18 protein-coding genes are annotated in these 22389 nt (G+C 37.1%); 8 read left to right on the top strand and 10 right to left on the bottom strand.

From position 1 onward, the window contains the following. The first annotated feature begins 89 nt into the window (after nt 1-89). Nucleotides 90-407 (top strand): thioredoxin, encoded by a 318-nt coding sequence (gene trxA, locus AAKU52_RS01535; RefSeq protein WP_354329472.1) that lies wholly within the window; start codon nt 90-92, stop codon nt 405-407. A gap of 64 nt (nt 408-471) precedes the next feature. Here the strand turns inward: trxA and AAKU52_RS01540 are convergent, their stop codons facing one another. From AAKU52_RS01540 to AAKU52_RS01585, 10 genes are all read right to left on the bottom strand, one after another. Next, on the bottom strand, nt 472-2403 hold the full coding sequence (locus AAKU52_RS01540; protein ID WP_354329474.1) for an LTA synthase family protein: 1932 nt from the start codon (nt 2401-2403) through the stop codon (nt 472-474). A gap of 66 nt (nt 2404-2469) precedes the next feature. Beyond that, nucleotides 2470-2916: a hypothetical protein gene (locus AAKU52_RS01545; protein ID WP_354329476.1), complete on the bottom strand. Its 447-nt coding sequence runs from the start codon at nt 2914-2916 to the stop codon at nt 2470-2472. A 51-nt stretch (nt 2917-2967) separates the two neighbouring features. After that, complete coding sequence (locus AAKU52_RS01550) at nt 2968-3486, bottom strand: hypothetical protein (RefSeq protein WP_354329478.1); 519 nt, start codon at nt 3484-3486, stop codon at nt 2968-2970. Between the two features lie 34 nt (nt 3487-3520). Next, nucleotides 3521-4081, bottom strand: a complete 561-nt coding sequence (locus AAKU52_RS01555; RefSeq protein ID WP_354329481.1) for an RNA polymerase sigma factor — start codon at nt 4079-4081, stop codon at nt 3521-3523. Between the two features lie 7 nt (nt 4082-4088). After that, nucleotides 4089-5045: a transketolase family protein gene (locus AAKU52_RS01560; RefSeq protein ID WP_354329483.1), complete on the bottom strand. Its 957-nt coding sequence runs from the start codon at nt 5043-5045 to the stop codon at nt 4089-4091. Between the two features lie 11 nt (nt 5046-5056). Next, a complete protein-coding gene (locus AAKU52_RS01565) occupies nt 5057-5902 on the bottom strand; it encodes a transketolase (RefSeq protein ID WP_354329485.1) in 846 nt (281 codons plus the stop codon). Nucleotides 5903-5959: 57 nt separating this feature from the next. After that, complete coding sequence (gene bcp, locus AAKU52_RS01570) at nt 5960-6421, bottom strand: thioredoxin-dependent thiol peroxidase (RefSeq protein WP_354329487.1); 462 nt, start codon at nt 6419-6421, stop codon at nt 5960-5962. A gap of 11 nt (nt 6422-6432) precedes the next feature. After that, entirely contained in the window at nt 6433-8154 is a 1722-nt protein-coding gene (locus tag AAKU52_RS01575) for a M23 family metallopeptidase (RefSeq protein ID WP_354329489.1), read from the bottom strand. A gap of 5 nt (nt 8155-8159) precedes the next feature. Then, a complete protein-coding gene (locus AAKU52_RS01580) occupies nt 8160-8771 on the bottom strand; it encodes a fumarylacetoacetate hydrolase family protein (RefSeq protein ID WP_354329491.1) in 612 nt (203 codons plus the stop codon). Between the two features lie 99 nt (nt 8772-8870). Next, on the bottom strand, nt 8871-9380 hold the full coding sequence (locus AAKU52_RS01585; RefSeq protein ID WP_354329493.1) for a T9SS type A sorting domain-containing protein: 510 nt from the start codon (nt 9378-9380) through the stop codon (nt 8871-8873). A 114-nt stretch (nt 9381-9494) separates the two neighbouring features. Here AAKU52_RS01585 and AAKU52_RS01590 point away from each other — a divergent pair, with 114 nt between their 5' ends. The 7 genes from AAKU52_RS01590 to AAKU52_RS01620 all read left to right on the top strand — a co-directional run bounded on the left by AAKU52_RS01590 (nt 9495) and on the right by AAKU52_RS01620 (nt 22377). After that, on the top strand, nt 9495-11447 hold the full coding sequence (locus AAKU52_RS01590) for a KUP/HAK/KT family potassium transporter (RefSeq protein ID WP_354329495.1): 1953 nt from the start codon (nt 9495-9497) through the stop codon (nt 11445-11447). A gap of 422 nt (nt 11448-11869) precedes the next feature. Next, complete coding sequence (locus AAKU52_RS01595) at nt 11870-14938, top strand: SusC/RagA family TonB-linked outer membrane protein (protein ID WP_354329497.1); 3069 nt, start codon at nt 11870-11872, stop codon at nt 14936-14938. Nucleotides 14939-14959: 21 nt separating this feature from the next. After that, entirely contained in the window at nt 14960-16444 is a 1485-nt protein-coding gene (locus AAKU52_RS01600) for a RagB/SusD family nutrient uptake outer membrane protein (RefSeq protein ID WP_354329499.1), read from the top strand. Nucleotides 16445-16502: 58 nt separating this feature from the next. Beyond that, complete coding sequence (locus AAKU52_RS01605; RefSeq protein WP_354329501.1) at nt 16503-19184, top strand: c-type cytochrome; 2682 nt, start codon at nt 16503-16505, stop codon at nt 19182-19184. A gap of 103 nt (nt 19185-19287) precedes the next feature. Beyond that, complete coding sequence (locus AAKU52_RS01610) at nt 19288-20055, top strand: 3-keto-disaccharide hydrolase (RefSeq protein ID WP_354329503.1); 768 nt, start codon at nt 19288-19290, stop codon at nt 20053-20055. Between the two features lie 32 nt (nt 20056-20087). After that, entirely contained in the window at nt 20088-21152 is a 1065-nt protein-coding gene (locus AAKU52_RS01615) for an aldose 1-epimerase family protein (protein ID WP_354329505.1), read from the top strand. Nucleotides 21153-21162: 10 nt separating this feature from the next. Next, a complete protein-coding gene (locus AAKU52_RS01620) occupies nt 21163-22377 on the top strand; it encodes a hypothetical protein (protein ID WP_354329507.1) in 1215 nt (404 codons plus the stop codon). The last annotated feature ends 12 nt before the right edge of the window (nt 22378-22389 follow it).

Consider the following 22389-nt stretch of genomic DNA (forward strand, 5'->3'; position numbering starts at 1 on the left):
TATAAATAAGAGCAGCAATTAGTTGGCAGTTAATGCTAGCTGATGTTGTTTGAGATATTAAATATAAAACTTATATATAAATAGAAATTATGGCTATTGAAATCACAGATGCAAACTTTGAAGAACTTGTTTTAAAATCAGATAAACCTGTATTAGTTGACTTTTGGGCAGAATGGTGTGGCCCTTGTCGTATGGTAGGTCCTATTGTAGAAGAGATTTCCAAAGAATATGAAGGAAAAGCGATTGTTGGAAAAGTTAACGTAGACAATAATCCTCAAATCTCTACACAATTTGGAATTCGTAATATTCCTGCTTTATTGTTTTTTAAAGGTGGAGAAGTAGTAGATAAACAAGTTGGTGCTGTTCCTAAATCTGTCTTGGCACAGAAGTTAGATAAACAATTGTAATAAGAAATTCATAAATCAAAAAAGGCAGCTGTAAAACAGCTGCCTTTTTTGATTTATAGCGGTATTAGGGGTTTAATTGTTTGTTAGTTACCCGATACATGTAATCCTGAATATAGGCTTTGCAATTTGCCATGCCCTTTTGCATCTCTGCGTTATTATTGTCGATAAGGTTCTTCTCCAATTTTTTATCTGTAATGGTAAATACTCCCGAAAATTTCTCCCCATCAAAAATATAAGTATAATTGCCTTCCATAAACTGATAAAGGCTTCCAGGAGAATTAATTACCCGAGGAGTTTCGTTAGTGTTATTAGCAATTAAACTTCTGCCCCAGGAGCGGAAAGGTTTGTCATAGCCCATCAAATCAACAATTGAAGGGTAAATATCTGTTTGGGATGCTAAATCTCTTCGTACACCTTTAAGTTTATAATCCTTATTTGGACTGAAGAATAAGATCGGGATGGCAAAGCGGTTTATGGCATTGTTATATGCTTCGTAATTACTCTGGTTGGTATGGTCGGCAGTGATTACGAAAATAGTGTTTTCATACCAGTCTTGTGTTTTAGCATAATTAAAGAAACTCCTCAGGGCATGGTCTGTATATTCCACACATTTATCCATTTGTACAGGCCCTCCTTTAAACCTTTGTTTATATTTCTCAGGAATTTTAAATGGATCATGAGAAGATATGGAAAACATGGTAGCCAGAAATGGCTGTTGTTGTTTATCAAGGGTTTTATTCATGAATTGAAAAAAGGGCTCATCCCAAATGCCCCATATCCCATCATAGTCATCATCATTATTATACTCGGTCCTACCGTAATAATTTTTAATGCCTAAAATATTGCTGAAACCTAAAAAGCCCATAGAACCATTACCAGCTCCATGAAAAAAGGAAGTTTGATAGCCTAAAGTATCCGCTATTGAAATTAAAGATTGTATTTTCTGCTTGGCATAAGGCGAAGAGGTAAAAGCCGTTTGGAAAGATGGAATACCTGCTAAAACAGAAGACATGGCATGAATAGATTGCCTGCCATTTGCATATCCATTGGTAAAGATAAGGCTGTTGTGTGCAAGTGAATCTAAAAATGGGGTATAAGATTTAAAATTTGGAATGGAAGTTTCAGGGTTCATACTGCCCCAGTATTCTCTGGCCATGCTCTCCAAAATAAAAATGACAACATTTGGCTTTGTATTTATGCTGCGGTTATACTGTTTAATCGGTTTAATGTTGGTCTTAATATAAGCTTCATCTGTCCACATCGGCACTTTATAATTGGCCGCTTTTAATGTTCTGAATATAGAAAAAGGGGTGTTCAATACCACATCGCCCTGGTTTGGAATATGAACATGCCGGTAAGCATCAACCAGATTAATTGGACGGGTACTATGTTTGAAATCTCCCCTTATTCCACCTACAATAATTGTGCTGATGAGCAACATACCAACAAGGGAGAACGAAAAATAAGGAAGCAGTTTACTGTTTTGCTTAACTTTAATAATGTTTACCTTCTTATACAACCAGATCCATAGGAGGCTGCTTAATAAAAATAGAACAGCCACGTACCAATAGGTACCTATAAAATGTGTGAAAAGAGCAGATTTGTTTTCTTCATTTACAATGACATCCAATGTTGCCATGGTAGATCTTGACTGGCTAAAACGGTAGTAGATGATGTCGAAGAAATTTGTGGAATAGGCTATTAAATTGGAAATGAAGTAAAGCCATAGCAATAATTTTTGAAATTTTAATTCTTTATTGATAATTAGCGGAAGTATACTAAGCAGAATAAACAGACTATTGATGTACAATAGTGCTGTGGTGTCAAATGCGAGGCCATAGTAACACAGTTTTAATAAACTAAAGGTGTCTTCAATGCCAAAAAGTGATTCATTAAAAATATAGAATAAAATCCGGCTAATGAAATAGAACAAATACCCTAAAAATATTCTATAGCATAGAACTTTATACTCATTTAAGCGCAATGTCTTGATCATGTTGTAAAAATACGAATTTGACTTTGCACTTAAGCTTTAAGGCTGTGATTTAAGCTTAAAGAAATATTAATTTCTTTTTCCTTCCCTATACCTGTTAAAAAGTTCCTTTTTAAAGGTTTCCTGGGCACGGTAATACTTACCAACAATTTTGATGGGCAGACTTGATTTTAACAGGTTATAGTACTTCTTGTCAATATTTAATGCTTTTTGTTTAATGTTAAGCTCATTGGCAATTAAGCTTTGCACTTCACTATCAGATAAGGTTTCAATATCTTCGATCTTTCTGTAGCTGATCATTTTCTGTCCGCGCACTTTTCTTAAAACCTGCTGTTCATCTTGCCAGCGTTTATAAATGGGCCAGAAGATCTTAGCTTCTTCTAGAGAAAGTTCCATTCTTTGGGTGAGATAAGCAACTCTGTAAGATTCAATCTCATCTCTTCTATCAGTTGGTCTCTGCGAAAAAGCGTAACTTCCTATACAGGTAAATAATAAGAATAGCATTAAGTTTTTCATCGGTATATATATGTTTTAAAACGTGATGAAGCTTTCATAAGCTTCTATTCTTTAAAGGTTAGCAGCAATGTCATTTGAAGAGTAATTGCTAAGTATATAAGCCTCAATTTCTTGTTCAGAAGCGGAAGTCCTGGTTTTTAGCAGCGTTTCTTTTTGCAAATCATCTATGATTAATTGTTCATCAATATCAAAAAGATCTTGCTCACTTACCATTTCAGTAGCTACTTCAGGTATATTAAAAGTGTTGTTATTAATATAAAGACCCAGTGCAGTGATTAAGATGAAACAAGCTGCGGTAGCATATTTTAAAAGATCACTATTCCACAAACGAATAACATTTGTTGGGTTTTTAGTAGTTGCGGATACTATTTTTGCCTCAATTTTGTTGCTTAACTGTTCAAAATACAAATCAGGAACTTTAAAACCGTTTCCGGTGGCAAGTGCTTTCAGGTTTTCTTCCGCGATACGGGTTTGGATATCCCTGTTTAGCTGTTCAAAATAATGCTCTGGGACAGAAAACCCCGTCTTCCCAATCATTCCTTTTAAATTATCCTCTGTCTCCTTATTCATAACATATGTTTTGATGCATTAAACTGCAAAAGGTTTAAAACGTAATGTCTTCATTTAGCATAAATGTTTCAATTTTTTTAACAGCGATGTGGTAAGATGCTTTCAGGGCACCTACAGAAGTTCCAACGATAGCAGAAATTTCTTCATATTTTAGATCATCATAAAACTTCATGTTAAAAACTAATCTTTGTTTTTCAGGCAGGCTGAGTATGGCTTGCTGTAATTTTAATTCTACCTTGTTTCCGTTGAAATAGGATGTTTCCACTAAACTTTCTGCAAGTTCAGCCGATACCTCGTCTAATGGTGTATTGTTTTTTTGTTTTTTCTTATTCAGAAAAGTGATAGACTCATTTGTTGCAATCCTGTAAATCCAGGTATACAATTGTGAATCATTTCTGAATTTCTCCAGGTTTTTCCAGACTTTGATAAAAACTTCCTGCACCAGGTCGTCGGTATCATCATGGTCAATAACAAGGCGGCGGATATGCCAGTATATTTTTTGTTGGTATTTATTTAAAAGCAGGTTAAAGGCCTCACTTCGGGTATTCTCCTGAGAGAATTTAGCGATGATTTCTGCATCTTCAACCTGCTTCATAAATGTATTATTTTCTTTTAATCACTTTCTGTGCAGCTTCAACAATGTTAATGGTATCTAAACCATATTTAGTCATTAGCTGATCTGGTGTGCCACTTTCTCCAAAGCTATCATTAACAGCCACAAATTCTTGTGGCGAAGGTAATTCAGTAGTTAACAAACGAGCAACACTTTCACCCAGACCACCAAATTTATTGTGTTCTTCAGCAGTTACCACACAGCCTGTTTTTCTTAAAGATTTCAAGATTGCTTCTTCATCCAAAGGTTTGATGGTATGTATGTTGATAATTTCTGCTGAGATACCCAATTCTGCTAATTGTTCACCAGCTTCTATTGCTTTCCACACCATATGGCCCGTAGCAATAATGGTAACATCCGTTCCTTCGTCTACCATCCATGCTTTACCGATCTCAAATTTCTGATCAGCAGGCGTGAATACCGGCAACACAGGGCGACCAAAACGCAAGTAAACAGGGCCTTCATATTCGGCAATAGCAATGGTTGCTGCCTTGGTTTGGTTGTAATCACAAGTATTGATTACGGTCATTCCCGGAAGCATTTTCATTAAACCGATGTCTTCTAAAATTTGATGTGTAGCACCATCCTCGCCTAAAGTAAGGCCAGCATGTGAAGCACAAATTTTAACGTTTTTATTAGAGTAAGCCACAGACTGGCGAATCTGATCGTAAACACGGCCAGTAGAAAAGTTCGCGAAAGTTCCTGTAAATGGAACTTTACCACCAATAGTTAATCCTGCAGCAATACCGATCATGTTAGCCTCGGCAATACCAATTTGGAAAAAACGTTCAGGAAATTCTTTAATAAAAGCATCCATTTTTAAAGAACCCACAAGATCTGCACAAAGTGCCACTACTTCAGGATTGTTTTTTCCAGCTTCAAGTAGTCCGGCTCCAAAACCAGAGCGGGTGTCTTTCTTTTCTGTGTATGTATATTTTTTTCTCACGAGAATTCTTTTTAGTAATCTTTTAAAGTGCTGTTTAATTGCGCTAACGCGGCGGCCAGTTGTTCATCATTTGGAGCAACACCATGCCATTTATGCGATCCCATCATGAAATCAACACCACTACCCATTTGCGTGCTCATTAAATTCAAAATCGGTTTGCCTTTTCCCGTTAAAGACTTCGCATAGTGCAGCGCTTTAACAATATCCTCCATGTCATTACCATTAGAAGTAATTACATGCCAGCCAAAAGCTTCAAATTTAGCCTGTAGATTTTCAAGTGATAAGACTTTTTCTGTAGGACCATCAATTTGTTGACCGTTATAATCTATTGTAGCAATTAAATTATCTACCTTATTGTGTGGTGCAAACATGATGGCTTCCCAGTTTTGTCCTTCTTGCAATTCTCCATCGCCTAATAATGTATACACAAGAGAAGTATCCTTGTTCAATTTTTTCGCTAAAGCAGCACCAATCGAAACAGATAAACCCTGACCTAAAGATCCGGAGGCAATTCTAATTCCAGGCAGGTGTTCATGTGTGGTCGGGTGACCTTGTAAACGGGTGTTTAATTTTCTGAAGGTAACCATTTCGCTCGGGTCAAAATAACCAGACCTGGCCAATACGCTATACCATACAGGAGAAATGTGACCGTTAGACAGGAAGAATAAATCCTCTCCCTCACCCTTCATTTTAAAATCTGTGGAATGATTCATGGCCTCAAAATATAATGCGGTCACGAAATCTGCACAGCCTAGTGATCCTCCTGGATGTCCGGATTGGCACCCATGAACCATTCTTACAATATCCCTTCTAACTTGAGAAGCGATATTTTCTAATTCATTGATTGTCTGTTTCATTAAATTGGAAATGTGTTAATAGCAGCAAATGTAATTATTTACTTGTTTAATTATTATTTATTTTAACAGCTCTAAAACCTGGGCTGTGGCATTTTTTGTGTCTACTTTATCGATAATATGGGTAATGATACCTTGCTCATCAATAAGGAAAGTTTTACGGGAAATTCCCATGTATTTTTTGCCAAAATTGTTCTTCTCCACCCATACCCCGTAAGCTTCCACAATTTTCTTGTCTGTATCGGCCAGCAACGTAAAAGGCAAATTGTATTTGGCGATAAAATTCTGGTGTGATTTTTCGTCATCTACGCTAACACCGATCACTACAATGCCCTGAGCTGTTAAACCCTGGTAATTATCCCTGAAATCACATGCCTCAGTTGTACAACCCGGGGTGTTATCTTTGGGATAAAAATACAATACCACTTTTTTCCCTTCAAACTGATTCAGTGAGACGGGATTACCATTCTGGTCTTTTGCTTTAAAAGCAGGTGCTTGCTGTCCTTCAATTAATGTGCTCATAGTTTTATTTTTTAGCGGTAAAAATCAAGATTCAAAATTTTAACATTGTTTTTTAAGTCATCCACTACTAACTTAAGTGTATGTTTCCCAGGGGAAGTACGCTCGTCGAAAGTATGCCATAGCGTTGCCGTTTTAGTATCAAACTCCATCAAAACCCATTGGTCGTCAATATAGCCATTAAAACTTTTCAGACCTGAAAGGTTGTCTCTTATTTTAAAAGTCATTTTGCTGATGCCCCTCATATTCTTTCCTGAAGAGATATTTACAGGGGAAATAGTGGGTGCCAATGTATCAATGGAAATAAAGAAATCACCAAAATTACGGGCCCTGGTTTTGATATAACCATTTTCAAAACTGCCACCTTGAGAAACCCTGTTGGTGTTCACTATCAATGCTTTATCTAAGTAAGGTGTTAAAGCTGCATCTGGTATTATCCACAAGTCAAAGCCCGTATGTAAGGGGGTTAATTTATTGTGAATTTGATGAATAGCAGAATAGGCATTTGTAGCAGGTTTAGGCTTTGTAGCATAAATAAAGTTCAAGTCATTGTAAAGGCTGCCGTTAGGGATACTTACTTTAACCTCATTATTGTTGAATTCATTCAGCTGGTTATAAGGAAATAAAATTCCAGAAGGATAAGCTTTGGCAAGAATAACCGCATTACTGTCGGCTTGAACATTAAACTGCAGCTTACTTTCGTTCCCTTTGCTGTCTGTAATCGTGTATTTTAATTCGTGTAAACCCTGATCAGTAAAATCAATACGACCATTATTCTGTAAATAGTAATAGATTTGGAGCGGATTACCTGGGTCGACAAAGCTTTTTTGTATGGTGCGCTTGGTGGTTATATAGGTAGGATAATCTATATGAGAATTTACACCCTTACTATTTTCAAACTTAAATTGCTCCATGGCAGAAGTGTAGACCACGGTGCCATCTACCTCAAGTTGTATGGAGTAAACGCCATTTGTACCAGAAGCCCCATTATGTTTATCTGTTGTGGTAATACCTAAGCCAAATTCGCCACCTATACGAAGGGTATTGACTTGATTAAGGTGATATTTGCCTGAGCCACCCAAAACCTGGTAATATTGTTTAGGTGTAAATTCATTAAATGGTTTATTGTTGAGGCGGTACACATACATGGAATAGATAACCGGGGGGATATTGTCTGGAATTTCAATTCCAAACAACTGCGGATTAATAGTTGCTTCAGTTTTAGAATCACGAATTTCAAAATGCAGGTGTGGGCCGCCAGAACTTCCACGGTTACCTGAATAGCCGATAACATCACCTTTACGGATAGGAATAAGCGTTGGAGCAGGAAATTCATCTATTTCGAACGTTTTCTTTGCATATTGAATTCGCTCCACCTGTTGGGCTATTTTAGGATTAAAACGTTGCAGATGCCCATAAACGGAGGTATAGCCATTAGGGTGACTTAAGTATAAGGCCTGTCCGAAACCACTGTTTTGTACCCTAAGCCTTGAAATATAGCCATCACCGATGGCATAAACAGGATAACCCTCCCTTTGGTTGGTCCTGAAATCTATCCCCGAATGAAGGTGATTACCCCTTATCTCACCAAAAGATCCAGACAATGCTGGCGGTAAGATGTTTAATGGAGTCCTAAAGTCGACTAGTGGATATTTATTATTGCTGTTTAGGAATTGTGCTTTGGCAAAATAGGAAGTGCAGCAGAGCAGCAATATTACAGCGTATTTTTTATTCATTTAGTTTATTTTATATGGAAATTAAGAAGTTCCTTTCCATTTAACGAGGCTTCCAGGTGATCTCCGGCAAGAACCTGGCCAACTCCCTCTGGTGTGCCCGTAAAAATAAGATCACCTTTCTTTAGGGTGATGTACTGAGAAACAAAAGCAATTATCTTTTCAAACGAGAACAAAAGGTTTTTAGTGTTTCCATTTTGGCGGCGTTGCTGGTTAATATCCAGCTCAAAGTTAAAATCATAAATGTTCTCCACACTATATTTATGAATAAAAGTACTTACAGCAGCAGACTGGTCAAAAGCTTTGGAGAGTTCCCATGGTAATCCTTTTTCTTTGAGCCTGCTTTGCAGATCTCGCGCTGTAAAATCTATTCCTAAGCCTATTTCTTCAAAATAATTGGAAGCAAATTTTTCCTGAATATGTTTACCTTCTTTACCTATTTTTAGAACCACTTCCAGTTCGTAATGGATATCACTAGAAAAATCAGGGATATAAAAGGGCTTATTATCTTTTAGCAAGGCCGTATCAGGCTTCATAAAGATAACTGGACTACTCGGTACCGGGTTATTTAATTCTTTAGCGTGGGCAGCATAATTGCGTCCAATAGCAATGATCTTCATTTGTTCGTTTTTCTTATTAATGTTGATGAAGCTTGCATCATATTGCAGGTTTCAGTTTTAATAGGTTTTTCGTAAAAATAAGAAAGAAAAGTATGAAAACTATAAAACGGAGATACGTTTTACACTGGTTTCTCCACCAGCAACTATTCTAAGGAAGTAAATGCCGCTGTTTAAGCGATTAGGGAAGGAGAAGTTTTTGGTCGTTTCGCCAGAAAGAAAGCGCTCATTAGCTAAGGTAATCACCTCATTACCCAGTAGATCCATTATTTTAATAGACAATTGGGATTCACGCTCTAATCTAAAAGTGATGTTGATCTGGTCGTCAACCGGATTTGGATAAACTTTTATTACTGTTAAAATTTTATCAGATTTAGATACTGTTGCTTTGTTGAAGTTGCTGGAGAAGGTATTATAGGGGATAAAACCGAAGAAAGGACGGTAAGACTTTATATTTGTCTTAATTTGTGGCGTATTATTAACTTTCTTTTTTAAGGATGCATAGTAAATACTGTCCGCTCGCTGAGCACAAACTTGTGCGCTTCCAAATACGCTTATACATGCAATGCATAGCGTATAAATAAGAAGCGTTATTTGTGTTGGTCTTTTCATTTGATTTAAACAAAAGTATATATTATAAAACAAAGAATTCTAAGAAATTGTTTAAAAGACAATATTTAACAATATTTAACAAATTTTACACAAATTACTGTTATCTATACAATTGTGTCAGACCCTAAAAGGACTCATAAGTTATCGGCCGCAGGCTTACTCATTAGTTTAGGAATTGTTTATGGAGACATTGGCACTTCGCCCTTGTATACACTCAGGGCAATATTTAATACCATCAGTAATGTGGGGCAGCCCATTACTACACTGGTGGTTTTAGGTTCACTATCATGTATCATCTGGACCTTAACTTTGCAAACCACCATTAAATATGTGGTGATTACTTTGAGGGCAGATAATAAAGGGGAGGGGGGCATTTTATCGCTTTACTCACTGGTACGCAAAAAAGCCAGGTGGCTGGTTGTACCTGCAATCATAGGTGGGTGTGCCTTGCTTGCCGATGGAATTATTACGCCCAGTATTACTGTAACTACAGCAATTGAAGGCTTGCAACTTAAATTCCCGTGGTTTCAGGTCATTCCTGTGGTTATTACAATCATTGTCATTCTTTTTATTATTCAACAGTTTGGCACCAGCCTGGTCGGCAAACTTTTTGGTCCGATTATGTTTTTATGGTTTGCCACTTTAGGGGTCTTAGGCATTAGCTATGTTGCTCAGGATTGGTCTATTTTAAAAGCATTGAACCCTTATTATGCCTATCATTTGTTGACTACCAACCCAGAAGCACTGCTCATTTTAGGTGGTGTATTTTTGTGTACAACAGGGGCAGAGGCCTTGTATTCAGACTTAGGCCATTGCGGCAGGAAAAACATTAGGATCAGTTGGGTTTTTGTAAAAATAACTTTGATTTTAAATTACCTTGGGCAGGGGGTATGGTTACTGCAGCACCCAAATTATAACGGTATTTTGAACCCGTTTTACGAGATCGTGCCTGAAGCTTATTTGCTCGCTATGGTGGCTTTGGCAACTATTGCCGCCATTATTGCCAGTCAGGCCATGATTACAGGGTCCTTTACTTTAATAGCTGAGGCAGTACGCTTAAACCTATGGCCAAAAGTGCGCATTAATTATCCAAGCAACCAAAAAGGACAAATTTATGTGCCTTCAATTAACTGGCTGCTCTGTGCAGGCTGTATTTCGATTGTGATGATCTTTAAAAAATCTATTAACATGGAGGGCGCTTACGGCTTGGCCATTAACCTTACTTTTCTTGCCACTACTATTCTGATAGCCATGTACATGTTATCGAAAAAAGTGCCGCGCTATATTGTGGTCATTTTTGTCTTAATTTATGGCGTGCTTGAGCTGGCTTTCCTGGCAGGTAATATGACTAAGTTTTTCCATGGTGGTTTTGTTACTTTGTTAATTGGTGCAGTCCTGTTCTCGGTAATGTGGAGCTGGTATATAGCTAGAAAGATCAAAAACCGTTATGTAAAATATGTGGAGATTGACGATTATTACCAGATTATTGAGGAACTGAGCAATGATGAGTCGGTACCTAAATTTTCATCTCAGCTGGTCTATTTAACCAGTGCAAACTTCAAAACAGAAATAGAATCTAAAATCATTTATTCCATTTTACAAAAAGAACCTAAACGTGCAGATATTTATTGGCTGGTACATGTGGATGTAGTTGACGAACCTTTTGCCAGTGATTATAAGGTAGAATTCTTAATACCGGGCAAACTGATCCGTATTGATTTTAAACTGGGCTTTAGGGAAGAGCAAAGGGTAAACTTATTGTACCGTAAGGTGGTTGAAGATTTGGTGAAAAATGGTGAGGTTGACATTACCAGTCAGTACACTTCTCTTAAAAAACATAAAATTGTTGGTGATTTCAGGTTTGTATTGCTCGAAAAACACCTGTCTAAATTTACCTCCCTTAGCTTTTATGAGAGTAGCATAATGCAATATTATTTTATTTTGAAAAAATTAAGTCTCTCTGAAGAAAGTGGTTTTGGCCTGGATTCGAGCTATGTAGATGTGGAAAAGGTTCCATTGATCTTTGTTGCCCCTGATGATATTGAGCTGAACAGGTTGCCCAACTAAGGTACCTGTTGAAGGCTTGGCGGGGACTTTATGGGGACCTCGTACCGGATTTCCCGAACGAGGTGCGAACGAGGTCGGTAGGAAGTGGGTATTTGGTCAGGGGCTTGGGTTAAGGGAATCCCAATGTTTCTATGCCCCAGCCTGAACTTATTCAACTAGAAAAATAAATGTTTCAGAAAATAAAGAATACTTCATCTAAAAATCAAAAAGACCAACGGCATATGTAACTTCCTTGATTATTTGACAAGTTATTAAAAGAATGGTACAGGATAGAGCAGGTTGCTGATCAATTGCAGTTTATTTAACATTACAAATCATTAACAAATATACCTATGGGTAATGTTTGTGATGTTAAACCTTTTTTATATAAAACCAAATATAAAATGATGCAATTCTATTCTTTTTTTCTCAAAAGGCTGTGCATGTTACTTCTCGGTCTTCTATTAGGTCTTTCTGCGTTTGCGCAAAAGCCAATTAAAATTTCAGGTATTGTTTCTGATGAATCCGGACCTCTTAATGGAGTTTCTGTTATGGTCAAAAACTCCAAGTTGGGCACTGTAACCAATGAATCTGGAGCTTATTCTTTGGACGTTGAAAAAGGGGTGACCCTTGTTTTTCGAAGTATTGGGTTTAAAGTTCAAGAAGTAGTTGTAGGAGATAGCCCAAAAATCAATGCATTGCTAGTTTCTGAGTCTGAAGGATTGGAAGAAGTGTTTGTTATTGGTTATGGAAGTCAGCTGCGGAAGGATGTTACAGGTTCGGTAGCTTCAATAGCCATGTCAAATGTACGCGGGCAGGTCATCTCAAGTCCTGATCAAGCACTTTCCGGGCAAGTGGCGGGTGTAAATGTTAGTACTTCTAATGGTATTCCTGGTGGTGGTCCGAAAATCCAAATAAGGGGAATTGGTGCTGTTGGTGCAGGAAGTGAACCGCTATATGTAATAGATGGCTTTCCAGTTCCTTCTTCTTCGAGTCAGCAATCTAACCCAATGAGTGCTATTAATCCACAAGATATTGAATCAATGACCATATTAAAAGATGCATCTGCTACTGCAATTTATGGATCTAGAGGAGCTAACGGAGTAGTGATCATTACTACTAAAAGCGGTAAAAGTGGAAAACTTCAAATACAGCTGTCTGCGAACACAGGGTTACAAGAGGTGCCTCAAAAGGGGAGACCAGATTTAATGAATGGACAAGAATTCGCCCAGTTCAGACAGGAAGCCTTAATGGATAAAATAAGATTTGAAGAAGGGCGGGAACCTTCTCTAACTGAAATTCCCGAAATTTATAGAAATCCAGCATTGATAGGTGAAGGTACCAACTGGTTTGATGAGGTAACAAAAGTTGCGCCTATATCTGATATTAATTTAAGTATTACCGGAGGAAATGATAAGATTAAGACTTATACTTCGCTGGGGTACTTTAATCAAGATGGAGTGATGCTTAATACAGGCTTCGAGCGATTTTCACTACGTACAAATGTAAATGCGACTATTACAGATCGATTAAAAGTTGGAATTAATATAGCGCCTACCATGTCATTTACTAAAGGCGGCGTAAGAGGACAAGGTAGAGATGAGTTTTTTGATATCACTAGTCCTATTCCTGCTGTTTATAACGAGGATGGAAGTTACAATTCCTATATCGTATCACCGGGAACTTTTGGAAATCCCAATCCTGTAATGTTTTTGAATGAAAGAGTAGATAAAAATACGAGAACAAGAATATTGACGAATGTTTTTGGAGAATATGAGATAATAGATAACTTAAAATTTAAGTCAACTTTTAATGTTGATTTTGAGGATAGAGATTCTGAATATTTCAGACCTTCTACTATACCTAATCAGAATTCTCCTGGTCTTTCCGTTCCAAGTGGAAGGTATGGAAGAGCAAAGTATTTGAATTGGTTAAATGAGAATACTTTAAATTATGATATCACTACAGATAACGGTCATTCCTTTTCAGGTTTGTTAGGTTTTACTGTGCAATCCCAAAATGTTAATCAAATCGGATTTAATGGATCCCAGTTTCCTGATGATGATATTGAAACGTTGAATGCAGCAGCTAGAATTACGGTGGGCTCCATAGATAAAAGTGACTGGGGGCTAGTTTCCTATCTTGCAAGAGCTAATTATTCTTATTTAAGTAAATACTTAGTGACTGCTACTGTTAGAACGGATGGTTCTTCTCGCTTTGGTTCAAACAATCGCTGGGGTACATTTCCTTCCTTAGCCTTAGGATGGAGATTATCTGAAGAAAATTTCCTAAAAGAGTCTAAATGGATTAACGAGCTGAAATTAAGAACATCTTATGGTTTTACTGGTAATTTTAATATTGGTAATTATTCCTATATGAGTAATATCGGTACCAGAGACTATGTGTTTAATGGTACGCTGGCAAGTGGCCGTGTGATGAATACTTTAGGCAATCCAAACTTAGGTTGGGAAAAAATGCGTGAATTAAACATAGGCGTTGATTTGATTGTCTTTAATAATCGTTTAAAGATTAATGCAGATTTTTATAATAGAAATACACAAGATTTATTGTTAAATGTGGAGATTCCTCAGTCATCTGGTTTTGGTAGTGTAACCGAAAATCGAGGAGATGTTCAGAACAGAGGTTTTGAGCTAGGAATCAATTCTCAGAACATCGTATCCAAAAACTTTGGTTGGAGCACAAACTTTAATTTTTCTATTAATAGGAACAAAGTAATTGCACTTGGCAGAAGCACAGATCCTATATATTCTGGTGCAAGTAGTGAAGGAAACCCAACAAATATAACCCGAATTGGACAACCTGTTGGAATGCTTTATGGATATGTAGTTGAAGGTATTTATCAGAATCAGGCAGACCTGGATAAATATGCATCTTTCCCGGGTGCAATTCCTGGAAATATGCGATTTAGAGATGTTAATGGGGATGGTGAAATAACACCCTTTAAAGATTTTGATGTGATCGGTAATCCATATCCTGATTTTACCTGGGGGATCACTAATACCTTAAATTATAAAAATTTCGATCTTAGGGTGTTGGTTGTTGGTGCAATGGGAGGAGAAATGCTCCGGGCTACAAACTACTATACCGGAAATATTGATGGTGTATTTAACGTAAGAAAAGAAATTGCTGATCGGTGGAGATCACCAGAACAACCTGGAAACGGTAGAGTGCCTACAACAAACGGCACCGGTAGAGGTCGGGTAATGTTTAGAGATACGCATTCTTATTCAGTAGAAAAGACTGATTATGCCTGGGTGAAAAATATAACTTTTGGATATAATTTACCTAATGGATTAGGAAAGGGTAAGTTTATTGAAAGTATAAGATTATACGGAACTATTCAGAATGCATTTTTAATTACCAAATACCCTGGAAACCCAGAAGGAACGAATTACAATAGATCTGATTCTGGGGCATTAGTTCCAGGGAATGATTATTCTAACTACCCTGTGCCACGTATATTTTCAATTGGAACCAATTTTACTTTTTAAAGCATTTAAATCAAAATAAAGATGAAAAATAGAATTTATATAATAGCATTTTTAGTTGTCGGTTTAACGTCATGCACTAAATTATTGGACGTAGAACCTTATTCTTTTTCCAGCGATGCTAATTATTACGAAAATGAGGGGCAAATTCTAAGAGCTGTAAATGGTGCTTATGGTTCGCTTCAAGAAATTTATACCGGAGACTCTTTCTGGGCATTAACAGAAATGAGTTCAGACAATACTAATTATCAATTTGATGAAACTGACCGCGGTGCGCAACAAAGAGAGGAGATTGATGAGTTTTTGATTAGCTCAACTAATAATTATGTAAACACTTCCTGGCAACTGCTTTATAGAAATATTCAGCAAACAAATGTAATTATAGATCGGATTGAACCTGTGGCATTTGTAAGTGCAGAACTTAAAGCAAGATATATAGGAGAAGCCAAATTTCTTCGCGCATTGCAGTATTTTTATTTAGTACGTCTTTTTGGCGCTGTTCCACTCCTTGTTAAGGAAGTTTCGGATCCAGAAGGAGCTTTTACTAAAGTTCGTGCAAGTGTTCCGGAAGTATATGCTCAAATTATTCTTGATGCTAAAGATGCAGTCGCAAAACTTCCGGCAACTTATGAAAGTAATGCAAGAGGAAGAGCAACCAAAGGTGCAGCACTTACTTTATTAGGAGAAGTATACTTAACTCTAAAGGATTATACTTCGGCGATTGCTAATTTACAGCAAGTTGTTGCAATGAATTATACTTTAGTTCCAAAGTATGGCGATAATTTTAATCCTGCTACAAAGAACAACTCAGAATCAATATTCTCTATTCAGTTCGACGCTGGAATCCAATCAGAAGCCAGTAACTTTATCTTTATGTTCGGTCCTCGAAACGGAAAGAAGCAATTAACTGGTTATACTGGTAATCTTGGAGGAAGTAATATTCCAACCCCAAGTCTGGTTAATGCATATGAAGTTGGTGATCTTCGTAAAGAAGAGTCAATACAAATGTTTAGCGATCCTTCCAACGTAAATTTTGAAGAATCGAAAGCTTTTGGTGGTAAGATTCCATTTATTAAAAAATATTACCATACACCATTTACAGAAGATGGTAGGGCAAACGAGAATTGGCCTGTTTATCGTTATTCTCATGTGTTGTTAATGTTAGCAGAAGCTACTAATGAATTGGGAAGTGGAGATCAATATAAGTATATTAACCCCGTTAGACAACGTGCAAATTTAGCACCTTTATCTGGTTTAAGTCAGACTGCTTTTAGAGATGCTGTACTTAAAGAAGAAAGAGTTGAATTGGCTTTTGAAAATCATCGTTGGTTTCAATTACTTCGAACAGGTAAGGCAGCAGAGATTATGAACCAACATGGTACAGAAGAAAAGCTAAGACTAACTCGTTTGAGTAGCGCTTCTTATAATGTGCAACCTTATAAACTGCTATTTCCAATACCTGAAAGAGAGATACGCCTGAACGGTTTTGCACAAAATCCAGGTTGGTAAGGATAGTTTGTTGTATTTTTCCGAAACTTAATTATATATATTGAATTTAACTCTTATTATGCAAGTCTATCTTAAGCAAATTGCCATTTTAACAGCCCTATTATCAATTTTAATAATGGGGTCGTGTAACAAGGAACCAGAAAAAAAGGTGCCTTTAGATCCTAAAGTGGAAAAGTTCACGGTATCGCCTGATTTTGTGATTGAACACCTTTACAGTCCAGCTGACAATAAAAACGGTTCGTGGGTTTCAATGACTTTTGATGAAAAAGGAAGAATGATTGCCTCAGATCAATATGGAGCGTTGTATCGATTGAAATTGCCGCCAATTGGAGCAGACTCAAGTCTGCTAAAAATTGAGAAACTTACTTTTCCCAAAGTAGATATTTCAGCGAATGATACTTCTAAAACAAAAGTTGAGATGGGCTATGCACAAGGACTGCTATGGGCATTTAATAGTCTTTATGTGATGGTGAACCATAAAGGTGATGAAAACTTAAAAAAAGGAAGTGGACTTTATCGGCTTCAAGATACCAATGGCGATGATGAATTTGATAAAATAACAAAATTAATTTCATTAGAAGGAGAAGGAGAACACGGCCCACATAGTGTAGTTTTGGGCCCTGATGGCAAATCAATTTATATTATTGCTGGAAATCATACCGATGTTCCAAAAATGGATAGTTATCGTTTGCCTTCTAATTGGAAAGAAGATAATTTATTTCAATTAATTAAAGATCCTCAAGGGCATGCTAACGATCGGATGGCTCCAGGTGGATGGATAGCTAAAACTGATTCGGTAGGAAAGCATTGGGAGTTAATAGGTGCTGGTTTTCGGAATCCTTTTGATTTAACTTTTAATGATGAAGGAGAAATGTTTGCTTATGATTCAGACATGGAATGGGACTTTGGAATGCCATGGTACCGACCAACAAGGTTAATGCATGTAACGAGTGGAAGTGAATTTGGATGGCGTACTGGAAATAGTAAATGGTCTCCATCTTATCCTGATAATTTACCTGCAATGATTAATATCGGACAGGGTTCGCCAACAAATTTAATCTATGCAGGTAAAGCAAACTTCCCTGAAAAATATAGAAAAGGTTTATTTGCATTCGATTGGAGCTTTGGAATTATTTATGCTATAAAGTTAGAACCTAACGGTGCGACCTATAATGCAACAGCGGAAGAGTTCATTTCTGGAGCTCCATTACCCTTAACGGATGGAAAAATTGGTCCTGATGGCGCATTGTATTTTCTTACGGGTGGTAGAAAATTAGACTCAGATCTTTATCGTGTATATTACAAGAAACAAGATGAGATAAAAGAAGAGAGAAAAAATGAAAAGTTAGGTAATGAAACACCTGAACAAAAAATAAGAAAACAACTTGAACAATACCATAAGCCATCTGATGTAGACGCGATTAAATTTATATGGCCGTATTTAAAACATGATGATAGGCATATAAGGTATGCAGCACGTATTGCACTTGAACATCAACCTATTAATTCTTGGATTAAATTAGCTTGGAAGGAAAGAAACATTCACGCGATAACTCAATCTCATATCGCCCTGGCAAGGATGGGACATCCCAACCTGAAGTCAAACATGCTTAAAAAGCTGATGACAATAAATATCGAACGGATTTCTTTGGAAAGGAAAATAGATCTTTTACGAGCATTTGAATTGGTAATTTCAAGAATGGGAATGCCGAACGAGCAAGACAAAAATCTAGTAATAAATTATTTGGATAAAGTTTATCCAACTTCCATCAATTCGCTCAATAGAGAATTAAGTAAAATCCTGGTTCATTTGGGCGATCCTCAGGTAGTTGGAAAAACACTTTCGATATTATTTGAGGCGAAAGATGATTCAACGTATCAAGAAACAGTTACTAAGTCGTCTGATTTAATTCTTAGAAATCCTCAGTATGGTTTAGACATCGCAAATATGTTAGCGAAAACACCCCCTGCGCAACAGATCTATTTAGCAACTGTTTTAAGTAAGGCTAAAAATGGATGGACTCCAGAAAAAAGTGAGAAGTATTTTAAATGGTTCTACGATGCTTTCGGTTTTAAAGGTGGCAATAGTTACATAGGCTTTGTAGATCGGGCTAGAAAGTTAGCCCTCGAGAATGTTCCTAAATCAGAATTTGCACATTACAATACCATATCAGGTGATTCTTTGTTAAGTAAGTCGGGAACTTCATTAGCACAATCTGAAGAAGGACCAAAAGGACCTGGACGCGGTTGGACGATGGAAGATGCTCTACCTATTGTTGAAAAGAATACTGGAGATCGGGATCTAAAACAAGGAAAGATGTTGTTTTCATCAATTCGTTGTGGTACTTGTCATAGTTTTAAAGGAGAAGGTGGAACAATTGGTCCTGATTTGACTCAATTGGGCACTAGATTTTCTGCGAAAGACATGCTGGAATCTATTCTAAACCCTAATGATGTAATCTCTGATCAATACGCATCAAAAGTTTTCTATTACAAGGATGGTACTTCAACACTAGGGAGATTAACAAATGAAGATGAAAATACATACTTTATCTCTCAAAATCCTTATGCACCGCAAACCATTAAAAAAATCCTTAAAAAGGACGTTTCTGAGGTGAGGTTAGCAAAGGTTTCTTTGATGCCACCAGGCACTATTAATCAATTAAATGAAAGTGAATTAAAGGATTTGATAGCCTATTTAATGTCTGGCGGTCAAAAGAACAATTCTGCTTCTAAATAAAGAACAACAGATGTGGTATGGTAGCAACCTTCAGTTCAACATTGAAATGAAGGTTGCTTCATTACCTCGCTAAAAAATTAAATTTTTTTAAACCAATGATATTATGAAAAACTCTTTCAAGCCATTTGGCACATTAGTTTTCCTGCTCTATTTTATTATTTCTAGTTGTAGTTTCTCTGGTCAAGAAAAAGAGCAAGCTGTAGTAGCTGTTAAAGAAGATTTTACGGATCTTTTTGATGGGAAAACCTTGAATGGTTGGGAAGGTGATGCCACTTATTGGAGAATGGAAGACGGTATTGTTGTAGGGGAAACAACCCTCTCTACACCTGTTTTGAAGAATAATACATTTCTTACCTGGAATGGTGGCGAATTAGGAGATTTTGAATTGATAACAGAATACAGAATTACTGCGCAAGGAAACAGTGGAATTAACTATAGGAGTGAGGTAGTAGAGAATGTGCCTTTTGCATTAAAGGGTTATCAAGCTGATATTGATGGTAATAACAACTATACGGGACAAAATTATGAAGAGCGAAAAAGGACCACACTTGCCTATAGAGGAGAAAAAGTATCCATTCCAACTTCCAGTAAAGGGAAAGTTGAGAATAATGCCTGGTCATCAAGGACAATTGAAGGGTCTCTTGGGAATTCGGATTCGTTAAAGACAACTATCAAAGCGGAAGATTGGAATGAATGCCATTTAATTGTTAAGGGAAACCGTTTGCAGCATTATGTTAATGGTATTTTAATGGCTGATGTGACTGATAATGATTCTGTTAATGTTAAACTCAGCGGATTGTTAGGCATGCAAATACATGTTGGGCCTCCAATGAAAGTGGAATATCGAAATTTTCGTATAAAGCGAATTTAATTAATTGATCAGCTATAAAGGAGGACATTATTTTGGAAGATCAAAAATGGAATACTCACTTATCAAATTCAGCCCAGGTAGGAGGAATTGAAACTTCTATTCTTGACAATGGGGCTGGAAAGGGGACTCGGATTGCTTGGATTAATACAGGAACAGGTTTAAGGTATAAAATTGTCCTCGACCGGGCAATGGATATTGCTGATGCATTTTATAATCAGCATAGTTTGGCATGGTTGAGTCATTTAGGTGTTATGGGACCTCAACCATTCTCCAATCAAGGAACTGATTGGTTGAAAAATTTTGGTGGCGGATTGTTTGTTACTTGTGGTTTGGATCATATAGGAGGACCTGAATCAGACGAATATGGTACTCGTGGACTTCATGGACCAATAAGTAACATTCCTGCCGAGATAGAATCTATTATTCAGCCAGATCTTTCAGCGGGTAAGTTGGATATGAGCATTGTTGGAAGAATGAGACAAAGCCAGCCATTGGGGCAACAATTTGAATTGAAACGTACCATTTCGGGAGCTCTAGGGAAGGCAGTTATTAGGATACAGGATGAAGTGGTTAATCTTGGAAATACCCCTGCTCCTCACATGCTGCTTTATCATTTTAATTTTGGTTGGCCACTAGTTGATGAAGGAACAGAAATTATTTGGAAAGGGAAATGGAAATCACGTGAAACTGGAGTGAAAAATAAAATTTTCAAAGAGGGAAATGATTTTCGTAAATGTCCTAAACCCTTAGCTGATCATAGCGGAGGAGGTGAAGAAGCCGCTTTTATTGATGTAGATGCTGATTCTTCAGGTCAATGTGTATGCGGTTTATATAATGCTAATCTTGGAATAGCAGTAACCTTAAAGTTTCCAAAAAAGCAATTACCCTGGTTAACTAATTGGCAACACTGGGGCAAGGGAGAATATGTAACAGGACTTGAGCCTGGTACAAATACACCCATTGGCCAAGCAAGTGCTAGGAATAAAAAGGAACTTTTATTCCTAGCACCTGGAGAAAGAAGGACCTATGATTTGGAGATCGAAGTATTAAAAAATGAAGAAAAAATTCAAGATTTTTTAAAGAACAATAATTACTAAACATTATATTATGGAGAAAAAAGGCATTGCTGCTAAAGCCCTTGAACAGGGAAAGGGCATTTTACGTTTGACACCAACATGGGTTCCAAGGTCTTTTTGCGTACCCGGTAGAAGAATTAAACTTCATCCAGACGATTATTATGTATTAGGTGGTGAACGCGGTGGAATTGACGAAAGGTGGTTTGCTTCAACAACGCCTGCCAAAAACGGGCCTTTAACTGGAGAAAATGAAGGACTAAGTGCAATTGTATTTAATAATGGTACAGAAGAAGAACAGGTTTTATTAAAAGATGCAGTAGAGGAGCTTAAAGGTGAGTTAATTGGCGATCGTTTATGGGATGAACATAAAAGTTGGCCAATGTATTCAAAGTTCTTTGATAATATGGGCCAACTGCCTCACCATATTCATCATAACGATGAAAAGGCGGCATTGATTGGGCAAATGGGTAAGCCAGAAGCTTATTATTTCCCTCCTCAATTAAATAATCATGGAGGAGATTTTCCTTATACTTTTATGGGAATTTCACCGGGCACTACAAAAGAAGAAATTCGGGAATGTCTTGTTAATTTCACTAAAGGTGATAATAAAATAACAAGCTACTCTCAAGCCTACCAACTGGATCCTGGAACAGGTTGGGATGTGCCCCCTGGGTTACTTCATGCGCCTGGAAGTATGTGTACCTATGAACCGCAAAAGGCTTCGGATGTTTTTGCGATGTACCAATCATTAGTCAATGAAGCAATTATACCTGAAGCATTATTATGGAATGGAACTCCAGAAGAGAGTAAAGGTGATTTTGATGCCTTACTTGATGTAATAGATTGGGATCTAAATCTTGATCCCAATATGATGCAAAATCGTTTCATGGCTCCTAAACCTGTTAAACCTATTGAAGAAATGAAAGCAGAAGGATATATTGAAAACTGGATTTGTTATAAATCTGATGCTTTTAGTGCAAAAGAACTAACCGTTTTGCCGGGAGCTTCAGTTACAATTAAAGATAGCGGAGCTTATGGTATGATTATGATGCAAGGACATGGAAAAATGGGTGTTTGGGATATTGAAACGCCAGCGTTGATCCGTTATGGACAATTGACAAATGATGAATTTTTTATCAGTGAGAAAGCTGCATCCGAAGGAGTTAAGATTGTGAATTTATCAGCTAATGACCCCATTGTAATGCTTAAGCATTTTGGACCCGGAAATCCGGATTTAGTATTATAGAGCTAGCTTATA

This window comes from Pedobacter sp. CG_S7, assembly GCF_040544395.1.
Classification (GTDB): domain Bacteria; phylum Bacteroidota; class Bacteroidia; order Sphingobacteriales; family Sphingobacteriaceae; genus Pedobacter.